Source organism: Paenibacillus sp. FSL H7-0703, assembly GCF_038003485.1.
Lineage (GTDB): Bacteria > Bacillota > Bacilli > Paenibacillales > Paenibacillaceae > Paenibacillus > Paenibacillus polymyxa_B.
Genome location: NZ_JBBOPF010000001.1, coordinates 3,613,132 through 3,639,267 on the forward strand (window position 1 = coordinate 3,613,132; position 26,136 = coordinate 3,639,267).

The window sequence follows — 26,136 nt, forward strand, 5'->3', positions numbered from 1 at the left end:
TCCTCTGAATGTGTTTTTGGAGCGTATCATTAATTATACATGATTATTTCATTATAAACCGATCTTTCTACTTCCATTTACCTATTCGCTTGCGCAAACCTTCATTTTTTAGGTCTAATGCTAGCCTTTCTGGGAAGGTTTTTGTTTGTATTATTACACATTCACGAAAATGTATGATTATTTTCATTCTATTTTCATAAATTCATATGTAATCTCATGATATGAAAATTGTGTAATAAAATAGGAGGATAGAACCAGTAATATCATGTAAATATTCTATATAATAGGTTCAGAGGTGGAATTATGAATAGACAGGAAGCCCTACAACACTTCCTTAAGACCTATGCAGAAGATGCGTTGAACCAGAAATTACATCAAGCAGCGTCTTTGTATGAACAAAGAAAAGAAGAGCTCATATCTTCTTTTATTCAATCCTTTCAATCGATCTGCCTGCAAGCCCATTCTGCAGAAGTGGCCAAGACGAGGATCGGATACATTACTTATTCTATGAGGCGCACGTATCTGATGGACCGTAACTATAACTATGTCGTCGAAGCCTATGATAAAAATTGGTTCTTTGATCCTCAACCTTGTTATGGAATCTATGATGCAGGCTGGGCATTCAGCTTTTTAGCAGAAGTGGAGCCCCGTATATAAGAATATGCCTGCAGCTGCTTGCCCTGAACCTACACAGGCTTCATCAAGGTAATCAAGTTATTATAAAATAGGGATTTTGAAAGAAGGGAAAGTGTGAGTAATAAGAAGTTGTTTGTACTTGTGTTAGTTATTTTAATTCTTAGTGGTTGTGGTGTGAACAAAGAGGCCGAGGTAAAAAGTATCGCTCCTAAATCATCTACACCAACTGTTGATAGTCCTGACATAACGGAAGGTTCTAGTGAAGTTACTGTGGATGATACTGGAAAAAATACTGTGCAAGATTCTGACACATTAGATCAGTTTATAAAGAAAATTCAACCCAAGGATGAGCATCTTCAAAAAATAATAAAAGAAGATTTAGACCGTGATGGAAAGCCGGAATATGTGCTTGCTTTTGGATTAGAAAAAGAGGAGATTTAAAACATATTTGTAGTCCGGGAGGATGATGATGGGTATCTCATCATTGATAAACTAGAGGACCCGGTTATAGTTGTGCATATAAATACAGATGTGAAAATCATGAAGCTGGACCAAACAGATCAAAAATTTATCGTTGTATACTCTATAGGCGACGGAGGGGCTTATTCAGAGGGATTCTCCATATACACCTTGGAAAATAATCATATCAAGAGTATAAATTCTGATTTTCCTAATGCTACTGGACAAGGAATTCGAACGTTAAAAGATACCGACCATGATGGTGTATTTGAAAGTGTCGATTATTACGAGTTTAGCGACACTCAGGAGCATACCATCGTGGTCTATCAAAAATATGATGGAACAGGACCTGAAAAAAAGGAGATTTTGTATAAAAATAAAAGTAAAAAGTTTGCATATCCAAGCGATCCTAAGGCTGTGATATTGAACTACTTGGAAGTTGATTATCTTATGAAGTGGTTTGATTTACCTTTTCCTGAAATGGACCAGCTTGCCGATCCGGCAGCAAGGCAAACGTATGATTTTGAGGATGCTGTCGATCTTTCCGGTTTAGCATATTTATCTTACCCGGTGTTGGAACTGAGTATTAATGAGGTTAGTAGCAATGATAACCGAAAAATATTTTTGGTAAAAGATAATTCATTAGAAGAAAGAGCGAAAAAGGAAATTACGTTTACGTTAGAAAAACAGTCAGATAAATGGAAGATTATGAGTATAGAGATAAATGATAAATTGTAGAGAGCGTGATATCCAGCATGAATCATTTAAAGGGCGGTCGTATATGTTGCGTCCTGTTACTACTAATTTCCTGTGTAGTAATGAACGGATGTACGAAAGAGAATGATTCTTCAAAAGCAGAAACTAATCATACGCTTTCTCTTCAAAATGACGTTAAAACGATTTCTTATTCGGAAATGTTGGATGCATTAGTTCAAAAACTTCGTATAGTCAACGATGAAAATAAGGATTCTGATACCAGACAAAATAAGCTTGAGGAGTTCATACAGGAACTTAATTCGTTGTTAAACGAGCCTGAAAGTGTAGAGATGAAGGATGAAGAATTAGTAGAAAAGTTCGAGAATAATCTCACTATCTTAACAAAATCGTTTCCGTTAAAAAGCGGGCAGCTAAACGTTAGGGTTATGAATTATAGAGCACCTAAAACGGTGACAGGTACGATCGGAGATAAATACACATTTATTCAGTGGTGGAGTTCGAAGCAACTTGTACACGCCCAGATGCTTGAGGAAGACGGGCCAGAATTAGCTACAGATTTTATGGTTCGGGATTCAGACCAGGGAATACAGCTGTTGTTAGGGGGATATGTTTCAATATATCATCCAGACCCCGTATTTGTTGCGTTGTGGGAATTCTCCGGGGAAAAATGGACACAGAAAGAAATAGTAACAGATAAGATAAAGCTTCCGGATGCGTGGGAATTGAACGAGGATATAGATGAGTTTGTTTTAGAGAATCGGCAGCATGATAGCATGAGTATCGAAGTTTTAGACCACGGCGATGGTTTCTTCATAAACAGTGATGATTCTGAACAAAACTTTATCATTGAGTTCTCCACCAGTGGAGAAGTCCGTATTGATTCTGAGTATAGCACCGCCTCGAATACTAGTGAACAGCAAAGCTATGAACTCATTCAAGAGAAATATTCAGAACATGGGATCGTGATTAAATACCCTCAAATTACAAAACTCAAGGATATTGCAAAGCAAAAATATTTAAACCAAATTCTTAAGACTGATGCTTTAGAAGGATTACAAAACTATGCGGATTCCAATTCTGGAGTCCATGTTGAAATTGATTATGAGATCAAACGACAAAGTGAACGATTCTTGAGCGTTCAATATACGGGTATTCGTTATGTGAAGGACGCAGCCTATCCTAGTCATATGTTTTATACGACGAATCTGGATATGAAGCAGGCTTCAAGAATAAGATTGAGGGACCTGGTAAAGGTCGAGAAACCTTTTATTGAGCTTATAAAAAGCGGGAAGATTACAGCTGTTCAGCCAGAGCAACAAGGGTTAATCGGTGATTTCACAAAAGATGATTTGATTCAATTGTTAGCAAACGCGGATGTAACCAAAGGTTCGCTTGCGGAAGTAGAAATGGAATCGTTTAGTTATCTCACAAATGATTCGTTGGGGATGAGTGTACCTATGGCTCATGTAGTAGGGGACCATGCGGAGTATGAGATTCGTTTTTTACAAATTCCAGAGAATATTAGGCGGAATGAGGAACTATGGAGTGAGCTAAGTTCTGTTGAGGATCAGTCTGTTTCCACAGTTGGCGGTGAAAAATTGGATACCAACCAATATGAAATTGAAGAGTCGCAGTCTTTTCAAACTACTCTCGAAGGTTTTGGAGAAGTAAGGTTTGTATCCACATATGGGTATCCGGAAGGTTTTCGTAAATTCTTTTTCTTCCTATTGGATGACCAAGGACATATTCTTTATCCATTCCCCGATTTCTACGGGAACCGTGAGTGGGTTGCACGTTACGGAGGAGTAGAAGCAGTGGCCTTCAAGGATGTGAATAAGGATGGATTGAAGGATGTTATCATCATTGCCGATGTTGACAACGGGATTCATGGACCTGGTAGAGTTGATGAATTCCCTATAGCGGACATTTATTTTCAGAAAAAAAATAGAACTTTTACCACAATTCCTGCATTAGATGAGGCTCTTAACGATCAGGGGCATAATCAAACCATTAAAGATGTCATTCAATACGTAAGCAAACAACGGATAAACGTAAAATAACCGACATAGAGGAGCGGTAACATGGGATATCCAATCATCAAGTATAATGGAACAGTTTTATCTCTTAAAAATCCAAAAGTTAAAGTTATACAGAAAATGAATGAGCATGTGAAGGTCCTTTTGACAGGTGTGTTAACGGGTGCTCAAATGGAAGAGTATACAGATCATATGGAAGCAGGGGCGAAGTTAGTTGTTTCCTATATGAATGATGATCAAAAGCAGATTGTATTATTTAGGGGATTAGTCACGCAGTTCAGAATCAAGTTGGTGTCCAATGTAGCCTATTTGGTCGTCGAAGCCCTATCCTATACAAGTCAGTTGGATGAAGTGCTTCATAGACAATCTTTTCAAAATGTGAAGATGAAGGTGCAGGCATTGCTTGAACATGTACTCAAATCATATCCCAAAGCCAATTGTACGAGCCGCTTAAAAGATCAGCTTTTACAGGAATTTACGATGCAATTCGACGAAACGGACTGGTCGTTTCTGAAACGTATAGCGTCTCGGCTTGGTTGGGGACTGATACCTGATCCGATTGGAGACAAACCTCAGTTTTATTTTGGATTACCGGATGGTGTCAATCAAGGTGAGCTCAAACAGTATAACTACTCGATGACCAGAAAAACCAAGCCAGGGGCCAGCAAGGACGACAATCTTTTGTATTACAAAATACAAACGACAGGGGCCAAAGATGTTCTACTGCATATTGGCGCAGAGGTCAAATTCAAAGGGAAAACTTTATACGTCCTGCAGTCTGTTGCGTTTATACGGCATAGTGTCTTGTGGCATGAATATGTGCTGACCACATCGGATGGAATGAAACAGGATTTGATTGTAAATGAGAGCATTCGTGGCATCTCGCTGAAGTCCAAGGTTATTGGAATTGAACAGGATCATGTGAAGGTTTTCTTTTATGAAATGGAGAAGGTCAAGCCTAACGTCAAGGAAACCTACGCTTTTCCAACGGCTACATTTTATACATCGGAAGGGAATACGGGATGGTACTGCATGCCAGAGTTGTTTGACTTTGTAGATATCTACTTTCCGACCTCTACAGAAAAAGACGCCATTGTAACTCACTCGATCCGAAAGAGATCCAAAGGCGGTGACTTTATTAAGGACCCGTCGACGAAAATCTTTATGACCAAGTACCGCAAAGCCATTATATTTGAGAAAAATGAAATTTTAATTACGGGGAACGACGATGAAGTGGTGATTCGACTACTGGATGACCATGGAATTGAACTACGAAGCAAAAAGGATATTCGTGTAAAAGCCGACGGGAACCTGGTGTTCAATGCGGGTAACACAATACAGGTCACCGCGAAGGATGCTATCGGTTTAAAATGTAAAACGAGTTTGGTAGAAATGGATGGTAACATCAAAATGACTGGAGAAAAGATAAAGACTCAATAACTAAAACCACCAAGAGAGGGTAACCATGGCTAAAGTAACTACAGGAGCAATCGTGAATGAGAAACCGCCTACCCAAGAAGACATGATACAAGAGTGGAAACGTAAAATAAGCAAAGGTGAATATCCTTTTATTCATGTAACTAAGCATAGCGCCCAAAGGTGAATAGCGTTAAATATGACTAACGACGACTGAAATAGGCTCCTAGGGAGCCTTTTCTGCAATCATGGTTCAATATTCTAATTCTTTTTAGGATTTCTACTATCGATGAACCAAGCAGGTCCAGAGACGTCGATCACTTCTTTGGTTTTATAATCATAAGCAATAGATATGATTTGGCCTTCATGCCCTTTTATATAGCCACGGAGATAAACGGTAGAGTTAACGTAACTGCCAATAAACTCGTTATTTTGGTAAACAAAATCGGCATTATAATACTTCTTAATGTATTCTTTTCCGATGGGTATGCCAGATTGAACGTATGCTTCTTTTTCTGTATTTGCTGTATATTGCGTGTAACAAAAGATTCCGACAAGGATTGAAAGTAATATAAGGATGCTTCCCCGAACCTTTTTCTTCTTCAAGTTGTATTCTTCTCCTTATTATCTCCTTATTATATACCCAGGAACCTTATTGCTTTGTTTGTTAATAATAGAATAGATCATTATAGCCAATATAAGGATTAGCTCAATACAACCTCTAAAAATTATGTTCATATATGCAAATTTCTTCTAACATACAGTTACAAAGTCCTAATCGTTATTAGGTATGAATTATGATCAATAATGCAATCCTCTCCGACTTTGTTCTCATTTGTATTCCGATTGATACTCGAAATAAACATAATACATTATAATGATACTACTTCCTGAGAATGGAAGAGTGAACTTGATTACTGAATAAAGCGAATCTTATTTTATGTAACAGATACGTCTCGCTTTCTTTAGGAGAAAGGTGCATTCTTGTCTATAATTCTACTATCAATAAACCAATCCGGTCCCGTAACATTGACAACTTCTTTCGAGTCTAAATCATATGAAATAATGATGGTATCTTTATTGTTTCCTTTTATATAGCCATAAAGATGAATTCTTGCATGAACGGTATTTTCCTCTATTTCATACTTTTTTAAAGTGAAGTCGGAATTATAGTGGGATTTAATATATTTTACGCCGCTAGCTGTGGCCGCTTTTACGGTTTCTTCCTTTTCCTTACTGGACATGCTTGAGCAACCTCCTATAAGGATGGTGACTAGAATAATTGTAAGAGCAATCCTTAAATTTCTATACAATTTGATGAGCTCCTTTTTGATTATTTTACCTCTATTATGTAACTTTATAATATATTTACTTAGTAAACAAGGTGGGAATATACATTGACATTTATTGAAGACAAGATATATTGGCAGCTTGCCGACCAAGCTTACGAAAGGGAACCTCATCCAAAGGGTTACAAGGATCAAACCCCTCCAGGCTGGGAAGTAGCAAAACTTGATGAGAAACTATTACATGACACGAACGGTTCTGGATTCGATGCGACTGTATTCCATAATGAAAAAACCAATCAGGTGATTATCGGTTATAGAGGAACAGAGCCGCCGGATCGCCCCAAGTGGAGTGTAGCAATGGACTGGGAAACGGATATCAACGATGTCGTAGGTGGACGGGTGAAAACTCTGAATCAAATTCATGATTATTATGTAAATAATCCGGAAGAGGTAAAAACCTTCCCTCCACAGGTGCAAAGTTCATTTAAACAATATGAGACACAGTATCAAAATAATCAATTTACGCATGCCCAAAACTTGTACGATGAAGTGAAGAAAAAGTATCCATCTGCTGAAATCTCTACAACAGGCCATTCTCTTGGAGGAGCCGAAGCAGAGTACGTTGCGGTACGGAACGGATTATCATCCGTGAGTTTTAATGCTCCCGGTATTGTACACTTACTACCTGAGGATCTTCAAAAGAGGGTAGAAGCAGGAGAGTTTAAGAAAACAAATGTGGCTTTTGCCCATCCCGGAGATACCGTTGGCGGGGGAGCTACTAAAGCTAATCAACATGTAGGAGAAACGTATCATATTGGGAGTGATTATAAGACTGCCAATGCAGCCAAGTTTACTATTCCTGTTTCAATTCCCATGGAAAGAAAAAACGAATTGGAAAGACTTATTCTTGGCCCCAAATGGACTCCTATTGTTTATGTTCCGATTACATTGCCTATGATGCAGCAAGATGCATTCACCAAGTTCTATAATTCTTTAATAGGGGGAGAACATACTCATAGAATGGCGCACTTTACATTTGACGATCGTACCGGTAATATCAGCAATCCACTGTACACCATGGATGGACAATTGGTAGAAGGTAATCCGCGGGTGCAGGCGTACGAGCAAATGCTGGCCGCGCAGACAGAGCTCAAGCAAGTCGTGGGCGATCTGGTTGAACGTTACGGTGGACAATTAGGTGCCTTCGGGCAGTTTGCTGCTAATGCACTGGGTGTGAATTTGATGGGAGCAGGACAACAAGATGGTCGCGTTAATGGTGGGGCATATTTTGTGGGCAACAAGAATGCAGGCACAATTCAATTAACACCTGAGGAGCTAAAGCATGCGGCTAACCAGATGCGTTCCAGCCTGCATGGATTTTCTAGCGATACCCGAGCATCCATCCAGTTATTTCAGGCTCATATCGGGACAAGTGAAAGTCAGTCTTTGACCCCAATTGCGCATAGTGCAACGGCAACATTGGATCGGATCAATCGCTGGTATCAGGAATCGATTACAGAGATAGCAGAGTATATAGATCGCAAGGGCCAGGAATTTACGATGGTGGATCAATAAAAAAGAGCAGCTGGAAGAACACAACGGGAGGCAAAAGAGATGAGCAGAATATCTTTGAGCCTGGGGGATCTGCGTAGGGCTGTTCAGCAATGCGAGCAGCTAAAGCAAAGACTTCAGCATCAGGAGCAGCAGATGAGGAATATATATGGTCGTCTGCAAGACTGGAGGGGCGAATCGGCTGCTGAATTAACACGTAAAATGGAGACGTTTCTCCAAGGTACAACTGTACGAATACAGGAATTGGACGATCATAAAGAGCAGTTGAAACGTTATATTCGGAAAATGGAAGAAGCTGATCGGCGTGAGGAGAGACGTAAACGGGCTGCACAATGGTGATACAGGCAGACTGCAATAGTTAGGAGAACATCATGAAAGATCAAAATGCATTTGTCATTTTACTTATATTGAATATCGTTTATGGCTTAACGCTATTTGCCTATCCGGCCATGCTGATGGTGGTCGTATTTTCTTTCGATGCACCAACAGCTGGAGATTATCTCATCAGTTATATTTTTGCCTATGTCATAATGAGCTACCCGATAGGAGTATTTATTTCATGGAGCTGTTGGTATTTTTATCATCGTTATGCTTTTAAGAAGGCGTATATCATAGCTAACTTTATGCTGCTGTGGCCAGCTACTCTTGTAGTGTCCTCGTGGATTCAATCGGCTTTTTCTTGAAGGGGTTCCCATCTGGCCAGTCAGCTACATAACATAAAAAAACCGTACAATCGCTAGGGGACTCCCGCGGGGTACGGTTAAATGCGTTTAAATAAAAACTACATATATAGTAGTAGAAAAAAATATTCTCCCAGAGTGGTGACGATAACGACTTTGTAGTCTACTTTAATTTTCCTGCGGGGAATATAGCAGTGTTCGAAAACTTAAGAGTTAGATGAAAAAGTGTCAAAATGTTGAAAAGCTACAAAGTTCGACATATTGTTCGCTTTTTCGCATCATATGTTATTAGATTAGGGATTTTTGTTTGCTATTTATCGTATATTTATGTATAATCTATCGTGTTGAAAGATTGATTGTACGTAATATGCTGATGAGGGTGGGTTCATGACGCTGCTCGACAGTAACGAAAGCAAGAAGCGGATGTGCCAGATTTACAATGAAGTTTCAAAGGAACTGTTCGGCTTCGGGACCACGCTGCTGCGGGCCACCGTTGAGAACAACATTGTTACCTTTGTGGCGAAGCACCGGCGTTCTCCACGCTCGGCGGCATTGGAAGTGGAAGCCCCCGGCTTGAAGCTGGAAGTGGATTTCCGAATGTCCATGCTGTACAAGAAGAGACTTCGCGAGAAGCTGATTGAGGATATGGAGCTCGATATAGAAGCTTTACTGCGTGATTATGATTCAGCAACGCAGTGGGCAATTACGAACATCATACTGAAAGAATCCTAATAAAATTGGATATTCGGCTTTTCGCTTCGGATCTATCTGAGGGGAGAACCTGTTATAACGCGCAGCGGGATCAACTTATTCTTTGTTTACGAAGAAAAGTATTCTTGTTTTACAAGAGTACTTTTCTTTTTTGTGTCATAAGGTGTGCATAATAAAAAAATAGGGGGAGTTTCATATGAAAAAATGGTTTAAAGGTTTTATGGCTGTGACCTTGGCATCCGTGGTACTGGCAGGTTGCGGCAGCAATGCTACTGGCGGTCAGACAGATGGAAAAGATGGTTCAGCTGATGGAAAAAAGAAACTAGTTATTTCCACATGGGGCTTTTCCGAGGACTTTTTTAACAAAGAAGTGTACGAGCCTTTTGAAAAAGAACATAACGTTGATATCGTGGTCGAAATTGGAAATAACGCTGAACGGTTGAACAAAATCAGTCAAGGCAGCACAGACGTCGATCTGATTTATCTGTCTGATTATTATGCCCAACAGGGAATTCAACAGGGGCTATTCGAGAAGTTGGATCGCAGTAAAGTGCCAAACTTGAACCAAATTTATGATATTGCCAAAGCACCGCTGGGTGAGGAATATGGTCCTGCTTATACAGTTGGACGCCTTGGTATTGCCTATAATCCGGAACTGGTGAAAAAAGATGTGACCTCCTGGGCCGACCTGTGGGGCCCTGAATTCAAAGGAAACGTGACTCTGCCGAATATTACGGCGACTGCTGGACCGATGATGGTAGATGCAGCCTCCAAGGTAGCGGGGAGTAAGGAGTTTAATGAAGACCAAGCCTTCGGAAAACTGAAAGAGCTGAGTCCGAATATCGTTAAGTTTTATAGCAAAACGTCCGAGTTCGTGAACATGTTTAGTCAACAAGAAATTGCGGGCGGTCCGATCATGGAAATGTACTTCAAAGATTTGCAGGCGGCTGTGCCAGGAGCGAAATTTGTAGCTCCTAGTGAAGGTGCTTACGCAGTCATGAACACGATTAATGTAGTGAAGGGCTCCGACCAGAAGGAGCTGGCTGAGGAATTTATCAACTGGCAGCTGAGCAAGGAAGTTCAAGAAAAATCCGCCAAGGCGAAGGTTGATTCTCCGGTGAACACGCAGGTGGTACTGTCCGGTGCGGATACAGAAGGAATTACGTACGGTACAGATGTAGTGAACAAGTTGACCAAGCTGGATATGAAGTTCGTTAACGATCATATCAAGGCATGGACAGATCGCTGGAACCGGGAAGTAGCACAATAATGAAAAAGGTCATATTAGATGTAGATACGGGCATTGATGATGCGTTGGGTATTTTACTGGCCGCCAAAAGTGGTCAGTTGGATATCCAAGCGATTACTACAGTATGCGGTAATGTCTCACTTAAACAAGCAACATTGAACACATGCAAAATCCTCGACCTTTTGGATAGACCGGATATTCCGGTTTATCGGGGGGCGGAGGCTCCCTTAATACGTAAAGGTCTGCACGAGCACCGTGTCCATGGAGAAGACGGCATTGGAGGTGCATTGAGTGGAGTAATCCCAGCGATGTCTGCATCCGAAGGTTTTGCGCCGGATATCATCATTGATACCGTGATGGCTCACCGGGGGGAAGTGACGCTCATTTGCACCGGGCCGCTCACCAATTTGGCACTGGCGCTGCTGAAGTGTCCCGAACTGACGGATCACGTCGATGAGGTCATTTTTATGGGCGGTGTTATTCACGGGTGCGGCAATATTACACCTGTAGCGGAGTACAACATGTATGCTGACCCTGAAGCCGCACGGATCGTATTTCATGCAGGATTTGGTCGGTTGATACAGGTGGGACTGGATGTAACACGGAAGGCTCTGCTGACTGCCGATCATATTGCTCGTCTGTCCCATCCTGCAATTCGTAATTATGTAGCTGAAAGTACGGCTGTTTATACCAAGCGTTATGAAGAACGCAACGGGGTAAAAGCCTGTGCGCTTCATGACCCGCTTGCCGTAGGTGTCGCATTGAATTCGAGGTTAGTAGATACCTCATCGTTGTATGTCGACGTGGAAACCTCCAGTCGTATATGTGACGGACAAACGGTGGGCGATGTGCAGAACCGCCTCAATCATAGCCCCAATATGAATGTGTGCGAACAGGTGGACAGCGAAGCTTTTCTGGAGCTGTTTATCCAGGTGCTGAATAAGGAATAACATTTTGATAACCGCAAGGAGCTACCCATGAAGAAAACATACTTGTATTGGCTGCTGCTGCCAGGTCTGCTCTTTCTGGCGGTGTTCATGGTCATTCCGATTGTGTTGACGATCGGTTCGACCTTCGTACAGAACAGCTCATTCACCCTAGAAGGCTATCTCCATTTCTTCAAGGACCCTTATTTTCTGAAAATATTGCTGACTACGCTGGAAGTCAGTGTCGTAACGACACTCGTGTGCGTATTACTCGGCTTCCCGACGGCTTATTATATTTCGCAAAAGGCCCCGCGTCGTAAAGGGATTTTGCTTGCGCTGGCTATCTTTCCCTTATTGACGAGTCCGGTGGTGCGGTCATTCAGCTGGATGGTCATTCTGGGTCGCAAGGGGCTGCTAAATAACGTGCTCATCGGTTTAGGACTTGTAGATGAGCCGCTGAATATTTTGTACACCCCAGCAGCGATGATTATTGGTCTGGTTCATTTGTTTTTACCGCTGATGATTATTTCACTGATTGGTGTGCTCGAAAATATCGACGGTGATCTTGTTCATGCTGCTCAGAGCCTCGGGGCTTCCAGATTCAGCGCATTTCGTAAAATCGTATTTCCGCTGTCTGTGCCGGGCCTGATCATTGGAAGCATTCTCGTTTTCGTAGGCAGCCTGACTGCATATACGACACCAGCACTACTTGGAGGAAAACAGCGGGTTATCGCTACATTTTTGTATCAAAACGCGATGACGCTAAACGACTGGTTTTTAGCTTCTGTTATTGCAACAATTATGATTGTTATTACATTTATCGTGGTCGGTCTCTTAAATAAGGCGGCCCATAAACTCAATCCGAAGGGGTAGGTGGATATGCGGGAGAAACATTACGGACTAGGCTTCTTTAGCCTGCTGGTCTTCATCTTTCTGCTCGGTCCGCTGTTGATCATATCGGTCACTTCTTTCGAGCCGGGCACGGTATTAAAATTTCCTCCGCAGGGCTTTTCTTTGCGCTGGTATGAAAATATTTTTGAAGTGGATTTGTTTATGTCCACGTTCAAAACGTCCATTGTCGTCTCTCTGCTAGGCAACATCTTGGCACTGCTGATCGGTATGCCTGCCGCCTATGCACTTAGTCGCTTTTCGTTTCGCGGGAAGGATGCGCTGAATGCTTTGTTCCTTTCCCCGTTGCTTATACCGGGTATCGTTCTTGGTTTTACACTGCTGCGCTATTTGATCATTGTTTACCATTTACCAGTATATGCTGGACTATTGATCGGACATACGGTGATTATGTTGCCGTTCATTATTAGAGTCATTGCATCCAGTTTGTCTAACTTTGATTTTGCGATTGAGGAAGCAGCGCTTAGTTTAGGGGCTGGACGGCTGGAAACCTTTTTCAAGGTAGTTCTGCCCAACATCCGCTCAGGTATTATTGCGGCTATCCTGATTGCCTTTCTGGAATCATTCAACAATGTCGACATCTCCGTCTTCATGACAGGACCGGGCTTCAGCACCCTGCCCATTCAAATGCTGACTTACGTCGAAAATTATTTTGACCCGACGATTGCAGCGATTTCGGTTATGCTGATGATTTTAACCGGTATCCTGATGTTCTTGATTGAACGACTGATGGGATTGTCTTACTTCACTAAAAGGTAATGGAGGCTTCAACCTTATGGCACTGCTTACTCTGGATCGCGTATCGGTCGCTTATGACAACCAACTGATCTTGCAGGATTTCGATTTGCAGCTCGAGCGGGGGCAATTGCTCTCGTTGCTGGGACCGAGTGGTTGTGGCAAAACGACCACACTTCGTCTCATTGCAGGATTTCTCGAAGCTAAACAAGGAACATTTTTGTTTGGCGATAAGGATTATACTCGGGTTCCGGTGAATAAACGGAACTTCGGCTTTGTATTCCAAAGTTATGCACTCTTCCCGCATTTGTCCGTTTTTGATAATGTTGCCTTTGGTCTGCGGTTACGTAAGGTAAAGGAAGATGATGTGAAACGCCGCGTTATGGCCATGCTGGATACGGTTAGCCTGGGGGGATTTGAAAAACGTTTCCCCGGTGAATTGTCAGGCGGACAGCGTCAACGTGTTGCGATTGCGCGAGCGCTTGTGATTGAACCCGATCTGCTGTTGTTTGATGAACCTCTGAGTAACTTGGATGCTAACCTGCGTGTAAATATGCGTGTGGAAATCCGCCGTATTCAACAGGAACTGGGCATCACTACTGTGTATGTATCGCATGATCAGGAGGAATGTTTTTCGATTTCTGACCAGGTTGCGATTATGAATAAGGGGAACATCGAACAATTAGATGCTCCATCGACCATTTTTAAATATCCGACGACCGAATTTGTCGCCCGTTTTATTGGGTTTAATAATTTTCTAAGTTTTGACGAGCGTACTGAAGAAGGGGATCGTATTCGACTGAATACAGGCGATCTTTCATTCGGCGTAGCGCGTAATCAGGGTACTAACCAACCGGGTGCTCGTCAGGGCGCTATTCGCCCGGATGATTTGGTCATTCGAACAGAAGGCAACGAGACAGGGGAAAATGAGCTTCCCGGTATTATTAAAGTAAGTACTTACCTGGGGCGTAGCTATCAGTACGTGGTAGAAACGGCGAAAGGCAACTTTACGGCTAATCAGGAAATGGATACGCCTTACCTGAGTGGTCAGCGGGTTACCCTGCATTTTCCGGCAGATAAAATGGTGCTGGTCCAATAATCAGCGGGTTCGATGAAGGAGATACATCATGCGTGCAGACAAAATGATTTTACAAGTTAAGGTGTATAACAGTTACTACAAGACGTTCGAAGAAGGTAATGTAGCTATACTTAATGGCAAGTTTATGTATATCGGTCAGCGTGGTCTGGAGTCTTTCGAGGTGGCTGAAATTGTCGAAGGGCATGGGAAATATATGATTCCCGGCCTGATCGACATTCATTTGCATATCGAAAGTACCATGGTGACACCGGCAACCTTTTCCTATGGGCTGATTCGCAATGGGGTAACGACGATTGTACCGGAACCGCACGAAATGGCGAATGTTTTCGGATTGGAAGGCATTCAGGAAATGATGGAAGCCAGCAAAGATTGCGTGGCTGATATGTTCTACGGCATTCCAAGCTCTGTCCCGGCAACGCCGCTCGAAACCTCAGGGGGCGAGATTGGTATTCCCGAGATTGATGCGCTACTGCAAACCGGCGAAATGATCTGCCTGGGTGAAATTATGAACTATGTGGATGTCATTCGTGATCCGGAGAGCAAGACGAATCGCATCTTACGCCATGTTCGTGAGCACTACCCGGAGCTAATCATTGAAGGCCATACGCCGCAGCTGCTTGATCTGGATCTGCATCAGTTGATCTATGCGGGAATAGGCTCGGACCATACTCACCAGAGTATTGAAGGTATGAAGGCGCGGATGGCTGCCGGGATGTTTATTGAAATCCAGGAAAAATCCATGACCCCTGAAGTGATGGACTATCTTATTCAGGAAGATGTGGCACAGCATTTTTGCTTCGTAACGGATGATGTGATGCCAGACTCTTTCGTAGAGCGAGGGCATCTGAACCATATTGTAAGTAAAGCAATCGGAATGGGCATGAAGCCTGAGGATGCCATTTATGCAGCTACGTTTACTCCTGCTGCACGGATGCGAATGCATGACCGCGGAACAATTGCACCGGGAAAAATAGCTGACTTTGTACTGTTGTCCGATCTTGGTCAATTTGATGTGGAGCAAGTCTATAAGGACGGACTCAAGGTGTTCGATAAGTTCGAGGAATACCATCAAGCACCGATAAAAAGCCGCTTCCCCGCCCATTTTTATCAAAGTGTGAAGCTTGATCCGCTTACGGAGCAGGATTTTACGGTAAAGATGGATGTAGCTGATGGCACACATCAATGTCGTATTATGATGGTCAAGGATGGCTCAACTTTTACGAGCGAACGGATTGCACCTGCACATGTGGAGCAGGGTGAACTGGTATGGGAACATGGTGAACATGGACTCATCGCTACGTTTGAACGGTATGGAAAGAATGGCAACCGTGCTTACGGTTTGATCGGGGGAGATACGATTAAACGTGGGGCAGTGGCAACCACCTATTCGCACGATAACCATAACTTGCTGGTCGTAGGGCATAACAAGCAAGATATGATACTGGCTGCGAATACGGTTTTATCCAGCCAAGGTGGCTTTTGCGTAGTTGAAAATGGCAAGGTGCTGTCCCATTTGCCGTTAACCGTAGGCGGGATTTTAACAGAAGGACCGCTGGAAATGGTTGCGGCCCATGTGAAGGAGCTTCGTTCAGCCTTGCTGTCGCTGGGCTACCGCCATTACAATCCAATCATGTCGCTGAGTACGCATTCTTTGCCGGTCAGCCCGGCCTTGAAAATTACCGATCACGGCCTGATTGATGTAAATGCAGGCAAGGTTGTATCCTTAATCGTGGAACCTTCAGAGATGCAAGAATAAAAAAGAGCCGACCCTCTTACGGGTCGGCTCTTTTTTTGTCGTGGTTAGGTATGAAGTAGGTTATGGATTTTGTCTTCAATATAGAAGCTTTAACAGACAAAATTAACATCTTCTACACTTCTATTGATGTAACCTATGTATAAAAGATAAATAAGTCTTGATTCTGGATATCCTATTGCATATAGAGTTCGATTTACAATCAATTCACGTAATCTTCATGATTTAAACCGAATTAAGACTTGAAAAACATCGACATAGTGTTATAATTAAAACAGGATTTAGATTAAGTCTAAATTAATTAATAAATATTTATTGGATTCACGCATGGGATTTTGAAGAAAATCAGACACTACTGTTAACGAGTATCCAAGCTTTAAACCAACTATATTTTGAATGAAAACGAGAGGGGATTTTAACATGAGTACATTAAATCATACGAACGCACCTACACAAGAGGCTATTCAAGAATTGCACAAGGCATTGAATCGTCAGGTAGCTACCTGGTCTGTATTGTATACGAAACTGCATTATTTCCACTGGTATGTGAAAGGACCTAAATTCTTCACACTGCATGCTAAATTTGAAGAGCTTTACAATGAAGCAACAGCTAATTTAGATACGATTGCTGAACGTTTGTTAGCTATTGGTGGCCGTCCGGCTGCGACCTTGAAGGAGCATTTGCAACTTTCAGCTATTCAGGAGTCCGCAGGTGAGCAGACAGCTGACGATATGGTGAAGTCCGTTGTTGCTGATTTTAAAACCATCACTGTTGAACTGGCTAATGGGATGGAAGCAGCGGAAGCAGCACAGGATAAAGCGACAGAGGATCTTCTTAACGGCTTGAGAGAAGCAATGGATAAACATATCTGGATGCTGAGTGCGTATTTGGGATAATTAATTGGTGTATATTTCCATGTATATGGAGATCAGGTGAACAAGATACACATCCCGTTGGTTCCAGTCTGCCACTGGAGTATAATGACGAGAAGGCGTGGAAGACCACGGGCTCTAAAGTCATGGAGCTGCCGGGATGGGGTGTATGTTATGGAAGTAAAACAACAGCTTTTGCATGAAGCGGAGCAGTTTATATATACATGTTATGAGGAGCTGGGCCGAAGCCGCGATGAAGCGGAAGCCCGGCTTCTTAATATTCGTTACGACATAGAGGCTACGGGAACGTATGATCATACTTACGAAGAGCTGGAACACGGAGCGCTCATGGCTTGGCGCAATAGCAATCGTTGCATCGGGCGCTTATTTTGGGACAAGCTTTTGGTCAGGGATGCGCGGGGCGCATCAGATGCGACGGAGGTGGTCAGCGAGCTACTGGAGCATATACGCATAGGAACGAATGGCGGTAAAATTAAGCCAACGCTTACTGTATTTCGTGCCTCCAAGCCGGGGCAGCCGAATATCCGCATCTGGAACCATCAACTCATTCGTTACGCTGGATATGAAACCGATCAAGGGATCATCGGGGACCCGATCTCGGTGGATTTTACCAATGCTTGTAAAGACATGGGCTGGCAAGGGGCGATGACTCCTTTTGATATTTTGCCACTGGTTGTGGAAGCCGGTGGGCAGCCTCCCCAGCTCTTTGATATTCCCAAACATTTGGTAATGGAGGTGCCCATTGAGCATCCAGAACTCTCAAGTATAGCCTCCCTTGGACTACGATGGTATGCCGTGCCTATGATTTCGGACATGACGCTGGAGATTGGCGGTATCATCTATACAGCGGCTCCCTTTAACGGCTGGTATATGGGAACAGAAATCGGCGCCCGTAATTTTGCGGATACCTTCCGCTATAATATGTTGCCACAGGTTGCTAAGCTGATGGGACTCGATACGACGAGTGAAACAACGCTTTGGCGTGATCGGGCGCTGGTGGAATTGAATATTGCTGTGCTGCATTCTTTTAAAAAAGCGGGAGTCAGCATTGTCGACCACCATACCGCAGCGGCACAATTCAAGCTGTTTGAGGAACGAGAAGCCAAGGCTGGGCGCGCGCTGACAGGCAATTGGACATGGCTGATCCCCCCGCTATCCCCGGCGACAACGCATATTTTTCATAGCTCCTATGATAATCGGCTTGTGAAGCCGAATTTTGGAGTTCAAGACAAGCCGTATACGTCGAGACAGGCTACTAGTACAGCAACAGACACAGTGCTTCCGCAGAAGCGCCAAGGCTGCCCTTTTCATTCCGGTTAACGATGGGAATGACCTAATGGCTGGATTAGGACTCCAGCTTATCCCATGCAACGATAAAAAGGGTAGCCAGTGGCCCTATTAATAGGGAGAGCAGAAACCAATTTAGCGCGCTCCGATTTTTGGATTGTGCCAAGCCGGCATTAATCAGGGCAAGCGTTCCCCAACCTATATAATAATCTTCTGACATGGTATTCTCCTTTGTAAAAAGGTATAATATCCTACTGTATATGGTATGAACACATCCATGATTTCATAAGTTTAAAGTAAATATAACTTTATATATCCTGGTTTGAGGAGCGAAGCTAAGTTGGAAAGAAATCAGGCAGAGCGCATTGTCGCTGAGCTGTTGGAACGGGCTGCTATAGGTGTGACAGTCAAGCTGGAGAAACGTTTTCCTGGTGGAAGGCTGATTGGGGGCAAATATGCTATAAATGCTCACGCCATTACCATGTATACGGACGTTATCGAAACACAGTGTGTACAGATGTTCGGCAGCGTTGATCGAGTTGAGGAGTATTTTACGGTTGTGCTTGCACATGAGATCGGGCACGCCGCCGATACGGAATTAGTGGACCTCTCCGATGCGTTGGAGCAAGAGAACGGGATAGGGACCCGGCAACGACTTGCGCTGCAAATTGAAGAAAACGCATGGAATTATGCGCTTAGACTGGTGCCTGAAATAGAAGCAACGTTTATTTCTGCCGTAATAGACGAGTCCTTGCTGGCCTATCGGGTCCCGGTTATAGAGCAGTCCGACATTGCGTAACGATGATGATCCAAGAGCCGTCAGGCTCTTTTTTTGTTGATTAGAACAGACGAGATCGGGTCGGATGATTTAAAGAAGTAGCTTTTTAAGCTGCGACACGCGTCCCTGGGATAGTTCGAGCATTTCGGCTAATTCTTTTTGAGATACATTAGGATGCTCCTGCATGAGCTGTTTTAGTTTATTCAGGAGATCATTCTGATTTCTGTAACTCCTTCTTTTCTTGGGCTGGGCAGGACGGGATTCATTCAAATGACTGGAAGGATTATCGCTCTTCAGATTTTCAATACAACTTTTACATATCAGATGATCCCTAAAATAGCTCAAATGATCTACGGCACCACAAAAATAGCAAGAAACCCCCGTATACTTGCGAATCATCAGTCCCTCTGGGGTAATAAAAAAATCGAGGGCATCTCCAATATTAATATTCATAGAATTGCGCAGCTCCTTGGGCAGCACAATGCGGCCCAAATGGTCTAATGGCCGTGTCATTCCTGTGTTCTTCATCATTTTTCCCCTTTCCTGAAATGCGCTTATAGTTGTAGGAATTGTATGTATATATGCTGGAAGTACAAAGCGCTTATATTACAGTTTGTTTTGGTATAGCTATGCTGAAAAAAAGCTCCGGCATGACGAACAATTACGTCTGCCGGAGCATTGTGCAGCCAATGAATCTAAGATGTCATGTCGAATTACTGTGGGTTGGTTGTCCAAATACCGGCTACTTTTAATTGAACCCGTGGAGGCAGTTTCAATGCGGCTAATGTCAGATCGGCCAAATCCTGTGGTTGAAGCATGCGATCCTCATCACCAATAGGCAATCCTGCGTTTGCTGCCAGTTCTGTATTGACAGTGCTTGGAGTCAGCGCGGTGACGCGAATATTGGATTTGCGAACTTCCTGCATCAGTGCTTCCGTGAAGCCCATCAAAGCAAATTTGGATGCGCAATATGCCGAGCCTGTTGCAAAACCTCGTTCTCCTGCCGTCGAGGAGATATTAATAATGTTTCCGCTCTTTTGTGCCAGCATGCTTGGAAGAGCAGCATGTGTAACATAATAGGTTCCCATCAGGTTTACGCGAATAATACGTTCCCACTCTTCGGGGTCCATATCTGCGACTGTGCCAAAGGTAGCAATGCCTGCATTATTGATCAAAATATCGACAGCGCCCAATTCGTGTTCCAGTGAAGCTACAGCGGCAGCGGCCTGTGCACGATCCGATATATCTGCAACAGCACTCACCACTTTCACACCGTATGTACTCCCCAGCGAATCCTGCAGCTTTTGCAGGTCAGTCAATGTTCGTGAGATTAATCCCAGGTTAACGCCTTCCTTGGCTAAAGTTTCGGCAATTGCTTTACCGATTCCTTTGCTGGCTCCTGTAATAATGGCTGTTTTATTCTTAAGTTCCATCCAGTCTCCTCCTTTTCACTCCATAACGTGGTTGTGCATGTGAGCACATGGTTACATTATACAAGGTTAAACTCATTGAACCAAACTTCGCCTCTGATGAGGTATTCATCTAGAGGTCTCCTATTTGGAAATATTAATATCCCCTGAGGTGGTTTCTACCTTTATCACGTTCACACTACCGGGAACAGATTCGGGAGTATCTATACTCCCAGAGTCAGAGTGGACATTATAAACACCTTTAAAATCGGGAGCTTGTTTAATCTTCACGTCACCAGAATCAGCATTCACTTCCAAGTTGGCTACGGCACGTTGCGTAATATTTGTCTCCCCTGAGGTTAGGGAAATAAGGCCATTACCGCTATAATCGCGAATGGTAACATCGCCTGAAGTAAGCTTCAACTCCATATCTGATGCAAGCTGACTGGCTGTAAAATTGCCGGATGTTAAATTTGCGATCAGGTGGGTACTTTGGAGGTTTGTAATCTCGGCAGTGCCTGAAGTAGCAGTGATGGAAGTATTCTGCACGGAGGCATCTTGAAGTTTTACATTCCCTGAATGTGCATCTACCTGTAGGTCAGTTAGTGTTTCGCCGGAGGGCATCTCTACGGTAATCGTTTGATCCACATCAGGGGTGATCGAAAGGAATGACAAGGAAGCGGCCGGCTCCGATTGAATCGTAAGCTTACCGTTCTCAATTCGGGCATTATGAATTTGGTCGGCTACCTTTGTCTGAACTTCTCCACTAATGCGTATCGTACCTTGGTCGCCAGAGCCAGGAGTAAACAAAATAGAGACATCATCAGAACTGTCCACTTTCAGCTTCTGTAGCTGACCACGTGTGAACGTCCATTTTTTATTAATTGCAGTTGTTTCCTTCATGACTTGTTGACTCCATGGGGCACCGTAAGCCACCATTCCGGCTGCACCGATCACAATGCACAGACCTGCTGCAATAAACCACTTTTTATTCATGTTGTTAGTAAGCTCCCCTCAGGGTAGTCTGATTCCATTTCCAGTATCGTACTGTGCCTTTGACCATAAGGAGTAAGAGATAACGTACTCCAGGCAGCAGCAATAGACCTATACCCGTCAACGTGATAGAGAAAAAGAATTTGGCCGGGTAAAAGGTGCTGTTTAGCGCATAATCAGTAACGGCGAGAAGGGGGGCTGCAATGAAGCTGACCGCTACCACGGTCAATGAAACCCATACTACCCATAGGGTAGCGATAATCGGGATGGAGATCAGCAAGTTGAGAAACAGCAGCCCTAAGAAAGTAAAAAGATTGCGTGCGAAGCTTCCCTGGCGAGGCGGAGGAGAAGCGTTCCAGGCTGCATTGGGATCATCCAACGCTTCTCGGGCAATATCCTCTGGGTTACCCAGCTCATGGGCAATCTCACTTTCGCTTTTTCCATTGACCAACCCGTAGTCAAAATGCTGGCTCAAATCACTAAGCAGCTCATTGCGTACCTCTGCAGGGAGAGGAGAAAGACGCTGCTCCACCTCTGTAAGAAACTGTTTTCTATTCATCGGAATTTCCTTCCTCCAGTAGGCTTGCGACATGATGGACAAAATCATTCCATTCCCGCGTAAGTATTTTTGTATAATGGCTTCCAGTATCAGTCAGCCGATAATATTTGCGGGGAGGCCCCTCGGTCGATTCCTGTAAATACGTTGTGCAGTATCCTTCTGATACCAGACGGCGAAGCAGTGGATATAGGGCTCCCTCAGCTACTTCAATATGACGGGAGACGGCTTGAGCCAACTCGTAGCCATAACGGTCTCTGCGTCCAATTAGAACTAGAACGCACAGTTCCAGTACCCCTTTTTTGAATTGGATGTTCACATTCACGAGCGGTGCTCCCTTCCTGGATGTTATCAATGATCATAGGTGTCGTTCGGAATAAGGGGAAGAAACGTGTGTTTGTGCATAATTTATCACGGGTACTAATTATAGAACAGTAGTCAGGTATAATTTAACATCATGTACTGATTAATGCAAGGTACTAAATTTTTAATAATAAAATATTTGTGCCGAAATGGGCAGATTTTCTTTCTTGAAGGCTTTATTGAATAGCGAATGTTGTAGAAAAAAGTATTTTTATTTGGAAATTCCTCGAAATATGGCTGTAAGCTCAAATAGGATGCTACTTTAATTTCATTCATTAAAATGATAGATTGTAAAGTATTCAATAGGGTTAAAGATTACTTTTTATGAAGAGGTGGGTAAAAGGATGGACTGGAAACACTGGTATATGGAACTGGAACAGGATGATGAGTCTTGGGATGTATCTGAGGAGATTGTTCTGCGTGGTGTAGTAAATGTTAATTTTTGCGGGCAGCCCTCGGAAGTAGAAGTCGAATTTATCGTGGGAGCCGACTCCGAAGAACAGGCACAGACTATAGAAGAACCTACACAGTTGCAAAAAAAGACATGGGAGCAGTATATGGAATATTCGTCAGCTATTCATCCTCAAGTATTGGAGTCCATACACCATCATTATGCTGGCATAGTGGAAAAGTACCGTAATGCTTACAGTACATGGGGAGAGGACCCAGATGAATATGCGCCTTATGTGGAGCGGCCGGAACAATTGTTGGATCGAATACAGCTTATGTCTATACTGATTTCCGACTCATCGGCAAAGGATGAACTGTATTTGAATTTTAGTTGCTCCTGGGATCGGGAACATGGCTTAGGCGTACATATGAAGCAGATGAAAATGGAGCATATTCAAGGCGTATATACATTATATGATCTAGAATAAATCCCCCTTCCTGGCTTTTAGCAATAAGGGCCGGAAAGGGGAATACGATAAGCGAAAATGATGGCGCGATTGGATACGATAAAAAAAATTAATTGGATACAGCCAATGCAGCCCGGGCTGCTTGAGCCGCTTGTACCATTTGCCGCAAGGCGGCGACAGATTCCTCCTTGGTGCGGGTTTTCAGACCACAGTCCGGATTAACCCAGAACAAATCTGATGGCAGTACGCGCAGGGCACGCTGGATCATGCTTAGCATTTCAGATACATCGGGGATGCGCGGGCTGTGGATATCGTACACGCCCAGACCGATGCCTTTGTCGTATACCTGCTCTTCAAAGCTGACAATCAGTTCTCCGTGGCTTCGCGAGGTTTCAATAGATATAACGTCGGCATCCATATCGGAGATGGACTGAATCATATGCTGAAATTCGGAATAGCACATATGCGTATGGATTTGGGTCGCTGGCTCAACGGTGGCCGTGGTCACAAGGAAGGCTTGAACCGCCCAATCCAGATAGGCTTGCTGCTGTTCTTTTTTCAGCGGAAGCCCTTCACGAATTGCAGGCTCATCGACTTGAATCATGCGTATGCCCGCTTGTTCCAGTGCCTCTACCTCTGCCCGTAATGCCAGAGCCAATTGCAAAGCAACTTGACTACGAGGAATATCATTACGTTCGAAAGACCAGTTCAAAATGGTCACAGGACCTGTAAGCATTCCCTTAACAGGCTTGGAGGTTAACGATTGGGCGAATGCCGTTTCTTCCACGGTCATGGGCTGATCGAAGGAAACGTCTCCGTATATAATCGGCGGTTTGACACAGCGGGAGCCGTAGGACTGCACCCATCCGTTTTGCGTAAAAGCAAAGCCGTTCAGCTTTTCGCCAAAAAATTCAACCATGTCGGTCCGCTCAAATTCCCCATGTACAAGCACGTCAATGCCAATGTCCTCCTGAATATCAATCCATTCCTTAATTTGCTGTTGGATGAACGTTCGGTATTGCTCGGCAGACCATTCTCCTTTGCGATAGTGCAGGCGGGCCTTGCGGATCTCGGCGGTTTGCGGGAAGCTACCAATGGTCGTCGTAGGCAGTGGAGGCAACTTCAGCTTATTTTGCTGAATCTCACGACGCTCGGCGAAAGGAACGCTGCGTGATAGAGGCTCTTTGGCCAACAGGTCGGCCAGATCGGCAGTTGTCTGTACACGTGCCGCTGAACTGTTGAAACGGGCTACCGCATCTGCACTTTGTCCAAGCTTGGTGAGTGCGGATGGATCGTGTTTGCCAAGTGCAGCCGTCAGAATGGCGATTTCCTCTAGCTTTTCATCAGCAAAGGCCAGCGCTTGCACCAGCTCCTTGTCCAGCTTGTGCTCTGCCTCCAGGCTGACTGGCACATGTAGCAGACTGCATGATGGCTGTACGATAAGCTGCTCGGCAGTGGTCTGTTCTGCTAACTGACCCAGCAGAGCTGCTACAGCGTTCAGGTCGCTGCGCCATATATTGCGTCCGTCAATGACACCAGCGCCCAGCGTTTTTCCTTTAGGGAAGCCATGCTGCAATATATGCTGAAGATTTTCGCCATCATCATACACAAAATCAAGACCCAGCCCCTGTACCGGAAGTGCGGACAGACGCTCATAATGATCTAGGCTGCCAAAGTAGGTTTGCAGCATTATATTTAAGGAGGGCGCAGCTTGGGTCAAAGCTTCATAGACTTCCTGAATAATGTCCAGATCCTCTACTGGGAATGAGGTGGTCAGGACAGGTTCATCGATTTGGACCCACTGAACACCTTCTGCTGCTAGTTCAGACAGGACACGGGTGTATAAAGGCAGGAAGGTTCTTATAATAGAGGCAAGCTCCTTACGATCATAGCCTTTGGAAAGGGTGACGAATGAATAGGGGCCGATGAGGACCGGTTTCCCATCAATGCCTAGTTCCTGTTTTGCTTCACGATAAGCCTGTAAGGGTTTATTTTCAGTGAATACCGGGACTGCATTTGCCAATTCGGGAACGATGTAGTGATAATTGGTATTCATCCATTTGGTCATTTCACTGGCGGTTGCTCCCTTCTGACCGCGAGCGATCCCGAAATACACGGACAGAGGAACCGGACCCGCGGGACGATAGTTGAACCGTTCGGGAACCAGACCGAACATCACAGATATATCCAGCATGTGATCGTAATAGGAGAAGTCTCCGACAGGAATGCGATCAATCCCCTTGTCGCGCTGCTTGCTCAGATGCTCCAACCGTAATCTTTTCATCTCCGTCTGCAGTTCGCTTTCGTTAATGCTGCCGTTCCAGAAGCGTTCCAGTGCTTTCTTCCATTCCCGATTTTCGCCGATACGCGGATATCCCAGATTACTGCTAATTAAGCCGGACAATTCAGGCCGTTCGATAATGGACATGTACTTTCCTCCTAGCGGGTAGCTGTTTTATTTTTACGTACCAAAAAAGGCATTCTTCCCCCCAAGATTAAAAATAAGTAGGGGAAAGAATGCCTCCGTGATTAAAAAATCAAAAATACGGCGACTGCTCTTAACACCTCCCTATCTTCCGTAGGTACTTGCGATGTTGTTAAAATAGGCAGGTCTCCTGACTTACGGATCATGACGCTCAGCATTCCTTCCCAGTCTGTGGACCAGTGGATATATGAACAGCTGAAAGTTCCCCGTTTACAGTGGCGGGACCGTGCCGGATTTGCACCGGCTTCCCTTTTAAGCCTGATCTGAATAGAACAGACACCTATCTCCAAGCTATGCGGTTAAGGTATGACGAATAATTATGCACTC

At 43.9% G+C, this 26,136-nt stretch carries 29 protein-coding genes and 1 riboswitch; of the genes, 20 read left to right on the forward strand and 9 right to left on the reverse strand.

The window, feature by feature from the left end; translation table 11 throughout:
• The first annotated feature begins 303 nt into the window (after nt 1–303).
• The 6 genes from MHB46_RS15925 (at nt 304) to MHB46_RS15950 (ending at nt 5,451) form a co-directional block, all read left to right on the forward strand.
• Nucleotides 304–657, forward strand: coding sequence for a hypothetical protein (locus tag MHB46_RS15925; protein WP_341162823.1), 354 nt, complete (start codon nt 304–306; stop codon nt 655–657).
• A gap of 93 nt (nt 658–750) precedes the next feature.
• A complete protein-coding gene (locus tag MHB46_RS15930) occupies nt 751–1,077 on the forward strand; it encodes a hypothetical protein (protein ID WP_341162824.1) in 327 nt (108 codons plus the stop codon).
• Nucleotides 1,078–1,176: 99 nt separating this feature from the next.
• Entirely contained in the window at nt 1,177–1,833 is a 657-nt protein-coding gene (locus MHB46_RS15935; protein WP_341162825.1) for a hypothetical protein, read from the forward strand.
• 17 nt (nt 1,834–1,850) lie between these two features.
• Nucleotides 1,851–3,872, forward strand: a complete 2,022-nt coding sequence (locus MHB46_RS15940; protein ID WP_341162826.1) for a DUF4163 domain-containing protein — start codon at nt 1,851–1,853, stop codon at nt 3,870–3,872.
• Between the two features lie 21 nt (nt 3,873–3,893).
• Complete coding sequence (locus tag MHB46_RS15945; RefSeq protein WP_341162827.1) at nt 3,894–5,288, forward strand: hypothetical protein; 1,395 nt, start codon at nt 3,894–3,896, stop codon at nt 5,286–5,288.
• Between the two features lie 25 nt (nt 5,289–5,313).
• Complete coding sequence (locus tag MHB46_RS15950) at nt 5,314–5,451, forward strand: hypothetical protein (RefSeq protein WP_341162828.1); 138 nt, start codon at nt 5,314–5,316, stop codon at nt 5,449–5,451.
• Between the two features lie 74 nt (nt 5,452–5,525).
• Here MHB46_RS15950 and MHB46_RS15955 read toward each other — a convergent pair whose 3' ends face one another.
• Both MHB46_RS15955 and MHB46_RS15960 read right to left on the reverse strand, forming a co-directional pair.
• Complete coding sequence (locus MHB46_RS15955) at nt 5,526–5,870, reverse strand: hypothetical protein (RefSeq protein ID WP_341162829.1); 345 nt, start codon at nt 5,868–5,870, stop codon at nt 5,526–5,528.
• Nucleotides 5,871–6,229: 359 nt separating this feature from the next.
• Entirely contained in the window at nt 6,230–6,508 is a 279-nt protein-coding gene (locus tag MHB46_RS15960) for a hypothetical protein (protein WP_226887720.1), read from the reverse strand.
• Between the two features lie 153 nt (nt 6,509–6,661).
• Here MHB46_RS15960 and MHB46_RS15965 point away from each other — a divergent pair, with 153 nt between their 5' ends.
• The 12 genes from MHB46_RS15965 (at nt 6,662) to MHB46_RS16020 (ending at nt 18,401) form a co-directional block, all read left to right on the forward strand.
• Entirely contained in the window at nt 6,662–8,128 is a 1,467-nt protein-coding gene (locus MHB46_RS15965; RefSeq protein ID WP_341162830.1) for a lipase family protein, read from the forward strand.
• A 39-nt stretch (nt 8,129–8,167) separates the two neighbouring features.
• Complete coding sequence (locus MHB46_RS15970; RefSeq protein ID WP_014278615.1) at nt 8,168–8,464, forward strand: WXG100 family type VII secretion target; 297 nt, start codon at nt 8,168–8,170, stop codon at nt 8,462–8,464.
• 32 nt (nt 8,465–8,496) lie between these two features.
• Nucleotides 8,497–8,808, forward strand: coding sequence for a hypothetical protein (locus tag MHB46_RS15975; RefSeq protein WP_013312461.1), 312 nt, complete (start codon nt 8,497–8,499; stop codon nt 8,806–8,808).
• Between the two features lie 384 nt (nt 8,809–9,192).
• Nucleotides 9,193–9,537: a hypothetical protein gene (locus MHB46_RS15980; RefSeq protein ID WP_013373571.1), complete on the forward strand. Its 345-nt coding sequence runs from the start codon at nt 9,193–9,195 to the stop codon at nt 9,535–9,537.
• A 175-nt stretch (nt 9,538–9,712) separates the two neighbouring features.
• Nucleotides 9,713–10,786: an ABC transporter substrate-binding protein gene (locus MHB46_RS15985; protein WP_341162831.1), complete on the forward strand. Its 1,074-nt coding sequence runs from the start codon at nt 9,713–9,715 to the stop codon at nt 10,784–10,786.
• A complete protein-coding gene (locus MHB46_RS15990) occupies nt 10,786–11,715 on the forward strand; it encodes a nucleoside hydrolase (RefSeq protein ID WP_250260185.1) in 930 nt (309 codons plus the stop codon). Before MHB46_RS15985 ends, MHB46_RS15990 begins: the two co-directional genes overlap by 1 nt.
• 27 nt (nt 11,716–11,742) lie before the next feature.
• Nucleotides 11,743–12,564 carry an ABC transporter permease gene (locus MHB46_RS15995; RefSeq protein WP_013312457.1) on the forward strand — a complete coding sequence of 274 codons (822 nt, stop codon included), beginning with the start codon at nt 11,743–11,745 and terminating at the stop codon, nt 12,562–12,564.
• 6 nt (nt 12,565–12,570) lie between these two features.
• A complete protein-coding gene (locus tag MHB46_RS16000) occupies nt 12,571–13,359 on the forward strand; it encodes an ABC transporter permease (protein WP_013312456.1) in 789 nt (262 codons plus the stop codon).
• A gap of 16 nt (nt 13,360–13,375) precedes the next feature.
• Nucleotides 13,376–14,434, forward strand: a complete 1,059-nt coding sequence (locus MHB46_RS16005) for an ABC transporter ATP-binding protein (RefSeq protein ID WP_341162832.1) — start codon at nt 13,376–13,378, stop codon at nt 14,432–14,434.
• A 28-nt stretch (nt 14,435–14,462) separates the two neighbouring features.
• Nucleotides 14,463–16,190 carry an adenine deaminase C-terminal domain-containing protein gene (locus MHB46_RS16010; protein ID WP_165177914.1) on the forward strand — a complete coding sequence of 576 codons (1,728 nt, stop codon included), beginning with the start codon at nt 14,463–14,465 and terminating at the stop codon, nt 16,188–16,190.
• Between the two features lie 417 nt (nt 16,191–16,607).
• Nucleotides 16,608–17,084 carry a Dps family protein gene (locus MHB46_RS16015; RefSeq protein WP_023990827.1) on the forward strand — a complete coding sequence of 159 codons (477 nt, stop codon included), beginning with the start codon at nt 16,608–16,610 and terminating at the stop codon, nt 17,082–17,084.
• A 150-nt stretch (nt 17,085–17,234) separates the two neighbouring features.
• The gene (locus MHB46_RS16020; RefSeq protein WP_341162833.1) at nt 17,235–18,401 is read left to right on the forward strand and encodes a nitric oxide synthase oxygenase; all 1,167 of its coding nucleotides are present in this window, start codon (nt 17,235–17,237) and stop codon (nt 18,399–18,401) included.
• Nucleotides 18,402–18,426: 25 nt separating this feature from the next.
• Here the strand turns inward: MHB46_RS16020 and MHB46_RS16025 are convergent, their stop codons facing one another.
• The gene (locus MHB46_RS16025) at nt 18,427–18,588 is read right to left on the reverse strand and encodes a hypothetical protein (protein ID WP_341162834.1); all 162 of its coding nucleotides are present in this window, start codon (nt 18,586–18,588) and stop codon (nt 18,427–18,429) included.
• A 120-nt stretch (nt 18,589–18,708) separates the two neighbouring features.
• Here MHB46_RS16025 and MHB46_RS16030 point away from each other — a divergent pair, with 120 nt between their 5' ends.
• Nucleotides 18,709–19,167, forward strand: coding sequence for a hypothetical protein (locus MHB46_RS16030; protein ID WP_341162835.1), 459 nt, complete (start codon nt 18,709–18,711; stop codon nt 19,165–19,167).
• A 69-nt stretch (nt 19,168–19,236) separates the two neighbouring features.
• Here MHB46_RS16030 and MHB46_RS16035 read toward each other — a convergent pair whose 3' ends face one another.
• The 5 genes from MHB46_RS16035 to MHB46_RS16055 form a co-directional block, all read right to left on the reverse strand.
• Nucleotides 19,237–19,674 (reverse strand): AbrB/MazE/SpoVT family DNA-binding domain-containing protein, encoded by a 438-nt coding sequence (locus tag MHB46_RS16035; RefSeq protein WP_341163759.1) that lies wholly within the window; start codon nt 19,672–19,674, stop codon nt 19,237–19,239.
• Nucleotides 19,675–19,859: 185 nt separating this feature from the next.
• On the reverse strand, nt 19,860–20,579 hold the full coding sequence (locus tag MHB46_RS16040; RefSeq protein WP_076264523.1) for a 3-ketoacyl-ACP reductase: 720 nt from the start codon (nt 20,577–20,579) through the stop codon (nt 19,860–19,862).
• A gap of 120 nt (nt 20,580–20,699) precedes the next feature.
• Nucleotides 20,700–21,551 carry a DUF4097 family beta strand repeat-containing protein gene (locus tag MHB46_RS16045; protein ID WP_341162836.1) on the reverse strand — a complete coding sequence of 284 codons (852 nt, stop codon included), beginning with the start codon at nt 21,549–21,551 and terminating at the stop codon, nt 20,700–20,702.
• Nucleotides 21,552–21,555: 4 nt separating this feature from the next.
• A complete protein-coding gene (locus tag MHB46_RS16050; RefSeq protein WP_341162837.1) occupies nt 21,556–22,107 on the reverse strand; it encodes a DUF1700 domain-containing protein in 552 nt (183 codons plus the stop codon).
• Nucleotides 22,100–22,429 (reverse strand): PadR family transcriptional regulator, encoded by a 330-nt coding sequence (locus MHB46_RS16055; RefSeq protein WP_061830478.1) that lies wholly within the window; start codon nt 22,427–22,429, stop codon nt 22,100–22,102. The genes MHB46_RS16050 and MHB46_RS16055 overlap by 8 nt, the downstream gene beginning before the upstream one ends.
• A gap of 382 nt (nt 22,430–22,811) precedes the next feature.
• On the opposite strand from MHB46_RS16055, the gene MHB46_RS16060 reads away from it, so the two are divergent.
• Nucleotides 22,812–23,345 carry a DUF6985 domain-containing protein gene (locus tag MHB46_RS16060; protein WP_341162838.1) on the forward strand — a complete coding sequence of 178 codons (534 nt, stop codon included), beginning with the start codon at nt 22,812–22,814 and terminating at the stop codon, nt 23,343–23,345.
• 88 nt (nt 23,346–23,433) lie between these two features.
• Here the strand turns inward: MHB46_RS16060 and metE are convergent, their stop codons facing one another.
• On the reverse strand, nt 23,434–25,752 hold the full coding sequence (gene metE, locus MHB46_RS16065; RefSeq protein ID WP_341162839.1) for a 5-methyltetrahydropteroyltriglutamate--homocysteine S-methyltransferase: 2,319 nt from the start codon (nt 25,750–25,752) through the stop codon (nt 23,434–23,436).
• A 160-nt stretch (nt 25,753–25,912) separates the two neighbouring features.
• Nucleotides 25,913–26,108: riboswitch (cobalamin riboswitch) on the reverse strand.
• Nucleotides 26,109–26,136: the final 28 nt, after the last annotated feature.

Coding starts and splice junctions, on each gene's coding strand:
- MHB46_RS16035 (WP_341163759.1), bottom strand. CDS start 19,674: ATGAAGAACACAGGAATGACACGGCCATTAGACCATTTGGGCCGCATT.
- MHB46_RS16020 (WP_341162833.1), top strand. CDS start 17,235: ATGGAAGTAAAACAACAGCTTTTGCATGAAGCGGAGCAGTTTATATAT.
- MHB46_RS16045 (WP_341162836.1), bottom strand. CDS start 21,551: ATGAATAAAAAGTGGTTTATTGCAGCAGGTCTGTGCATTGTGATCGGT.
- MHB46_RS15925 (WP_341162823.1), top strand. CDS start 304: ATGAATAGACAGGAAGCCCTACAACACTTCCTTAAGACCTATGCAGAA.
- MHB46_RS16000 (WP_013312456.1), top strand. CDS start 12,571: ATGCGGGAGAAACATTACGGACTAGGCTTCTTTAGCCTGCTGGTCTTC.
- metE (WP_341162839.1), bottom strand. CDS start 25,752: ATGTCCATTATCGAACGGCCTGAATTGTCCGGCTTAATTAGCAGTAAT.
- MHB46_RS15945 (WP_341162827.1), top strand. CDS start 3,894: ATGGGATATCCAATCATCAAGTATAATGGAACAGTTTTATCTCTTAAA.
- MHB46_RS16005 (WP_341162832.1), top strand. CDS start 13,376: ATGGCACTGCTTACTCTGGATCGCGTATCGGTCGCTTATGACAACCAA.
- MHB46_RS15985 (WP_341162831.1), top strand. CDS start 9,713: ATGAAAAAATGGTTTAAAGGTTTTATGGCTGTGACCTTGGCATCCGTG.
- MHB46_RS15940 (WP_341162826.1), top strand. CDS start 1,851: ATGAATCATTTAAAGGGCGGTCGTATATGTTGCGTCCTGTTACTACTA.
- MHB46_RS16040 (WP_076264523.1), bottom strand. CDS start 20,579: ATGGAACTTAAGAATAAAACAGCCATTATTACAGGAGCCAGCAAAGGA.
- MHB46_RS15960 (WP_226887720.1), bottom strand. CDS start 6,508: ATGTCCAGTAAGGAAAAGGAAGAAACCGTAAAAGCGGCCACAGCTAGC.
- MHB46_RS15980 (WP_013373571.1), top strand. CDS start 9,193: ATGACGCTGCTCGACAGTAACGAAAGCAAGAAGCGGATGTGCCAGATT.
- MHB46_RS16050 (WP_341162837.1), bottom strand. CDS start 22,107: ATGAATAGAAAACAGTTTCTTACAGAGGTGGAGCAGCGTCTTTCTCCT.
- MHB46_RS15995 (WP_013312457.1), top strand. CDS start 11,743: ATGAAGAAAACATACTTGTATTGGCTGCTGCTGCCAGGTCTGCTCTTT.
- MHB46_RS15990 (WP_250260185.1), top strand. CDS start 10,786: ATGAAAAAGGTCATATTAGATGTAGATACGGGCATTGATGATGCGTTG.
- MHB46_RS15970 (WP_014278615.1), top strand. CDS start 8,168: ATGAGCAGAATATCTTTGAGCCTGGGGGATCTGCGTAGGGCTGTTCAG.
- MHB46_RS15975 (WP_013312461.1), top strand. CDS start 8,497: ATGAAAGATCAAAATGCATTTGTCATTTTACTTATATTGAATATCGTT.
- MHB46_RS16060 (WP_341162838.1), top strand. CDS start 22,812: ATGGACTGGAAACACTGGTATATGGAACTGGAACAGGATGATGAGTCT.
- MHB46_RS16010 (WP_165177914.1), top strand. CDS start 14,463: ATGCGTGCAGACAAAATGATTTTACAAGTTAAGGTGTATAACAGTTAC.
- MHB46_RS15950 (WP_341162828.1), top strand. CDS start 5,314: ATGGCTAAAGTAACTACAGGAGCAATCGTGAATGAGAAACCGCCTACC.
- MHB46_RS16025 (WP_341162834.1), bottom strand. CDS start 18,588: ATGTCAGAAGATTATTATATAGGTTGGGGAACGCTTGCCCTGATTAAT.
- MHB46_RS16015 (WP_023990827.1), top strand. CDS start 16,608: ATGAGTACATTAAATCATACGAACGCACCTACACAAGAGGCTATTCAA.
- MHB46_RS15935 (WP_341162825.1), top strand. CDS start 1,177: ATGAAGCTGGACCAAACAGATCAAAAATTTATCGTTGTATACTCTATA.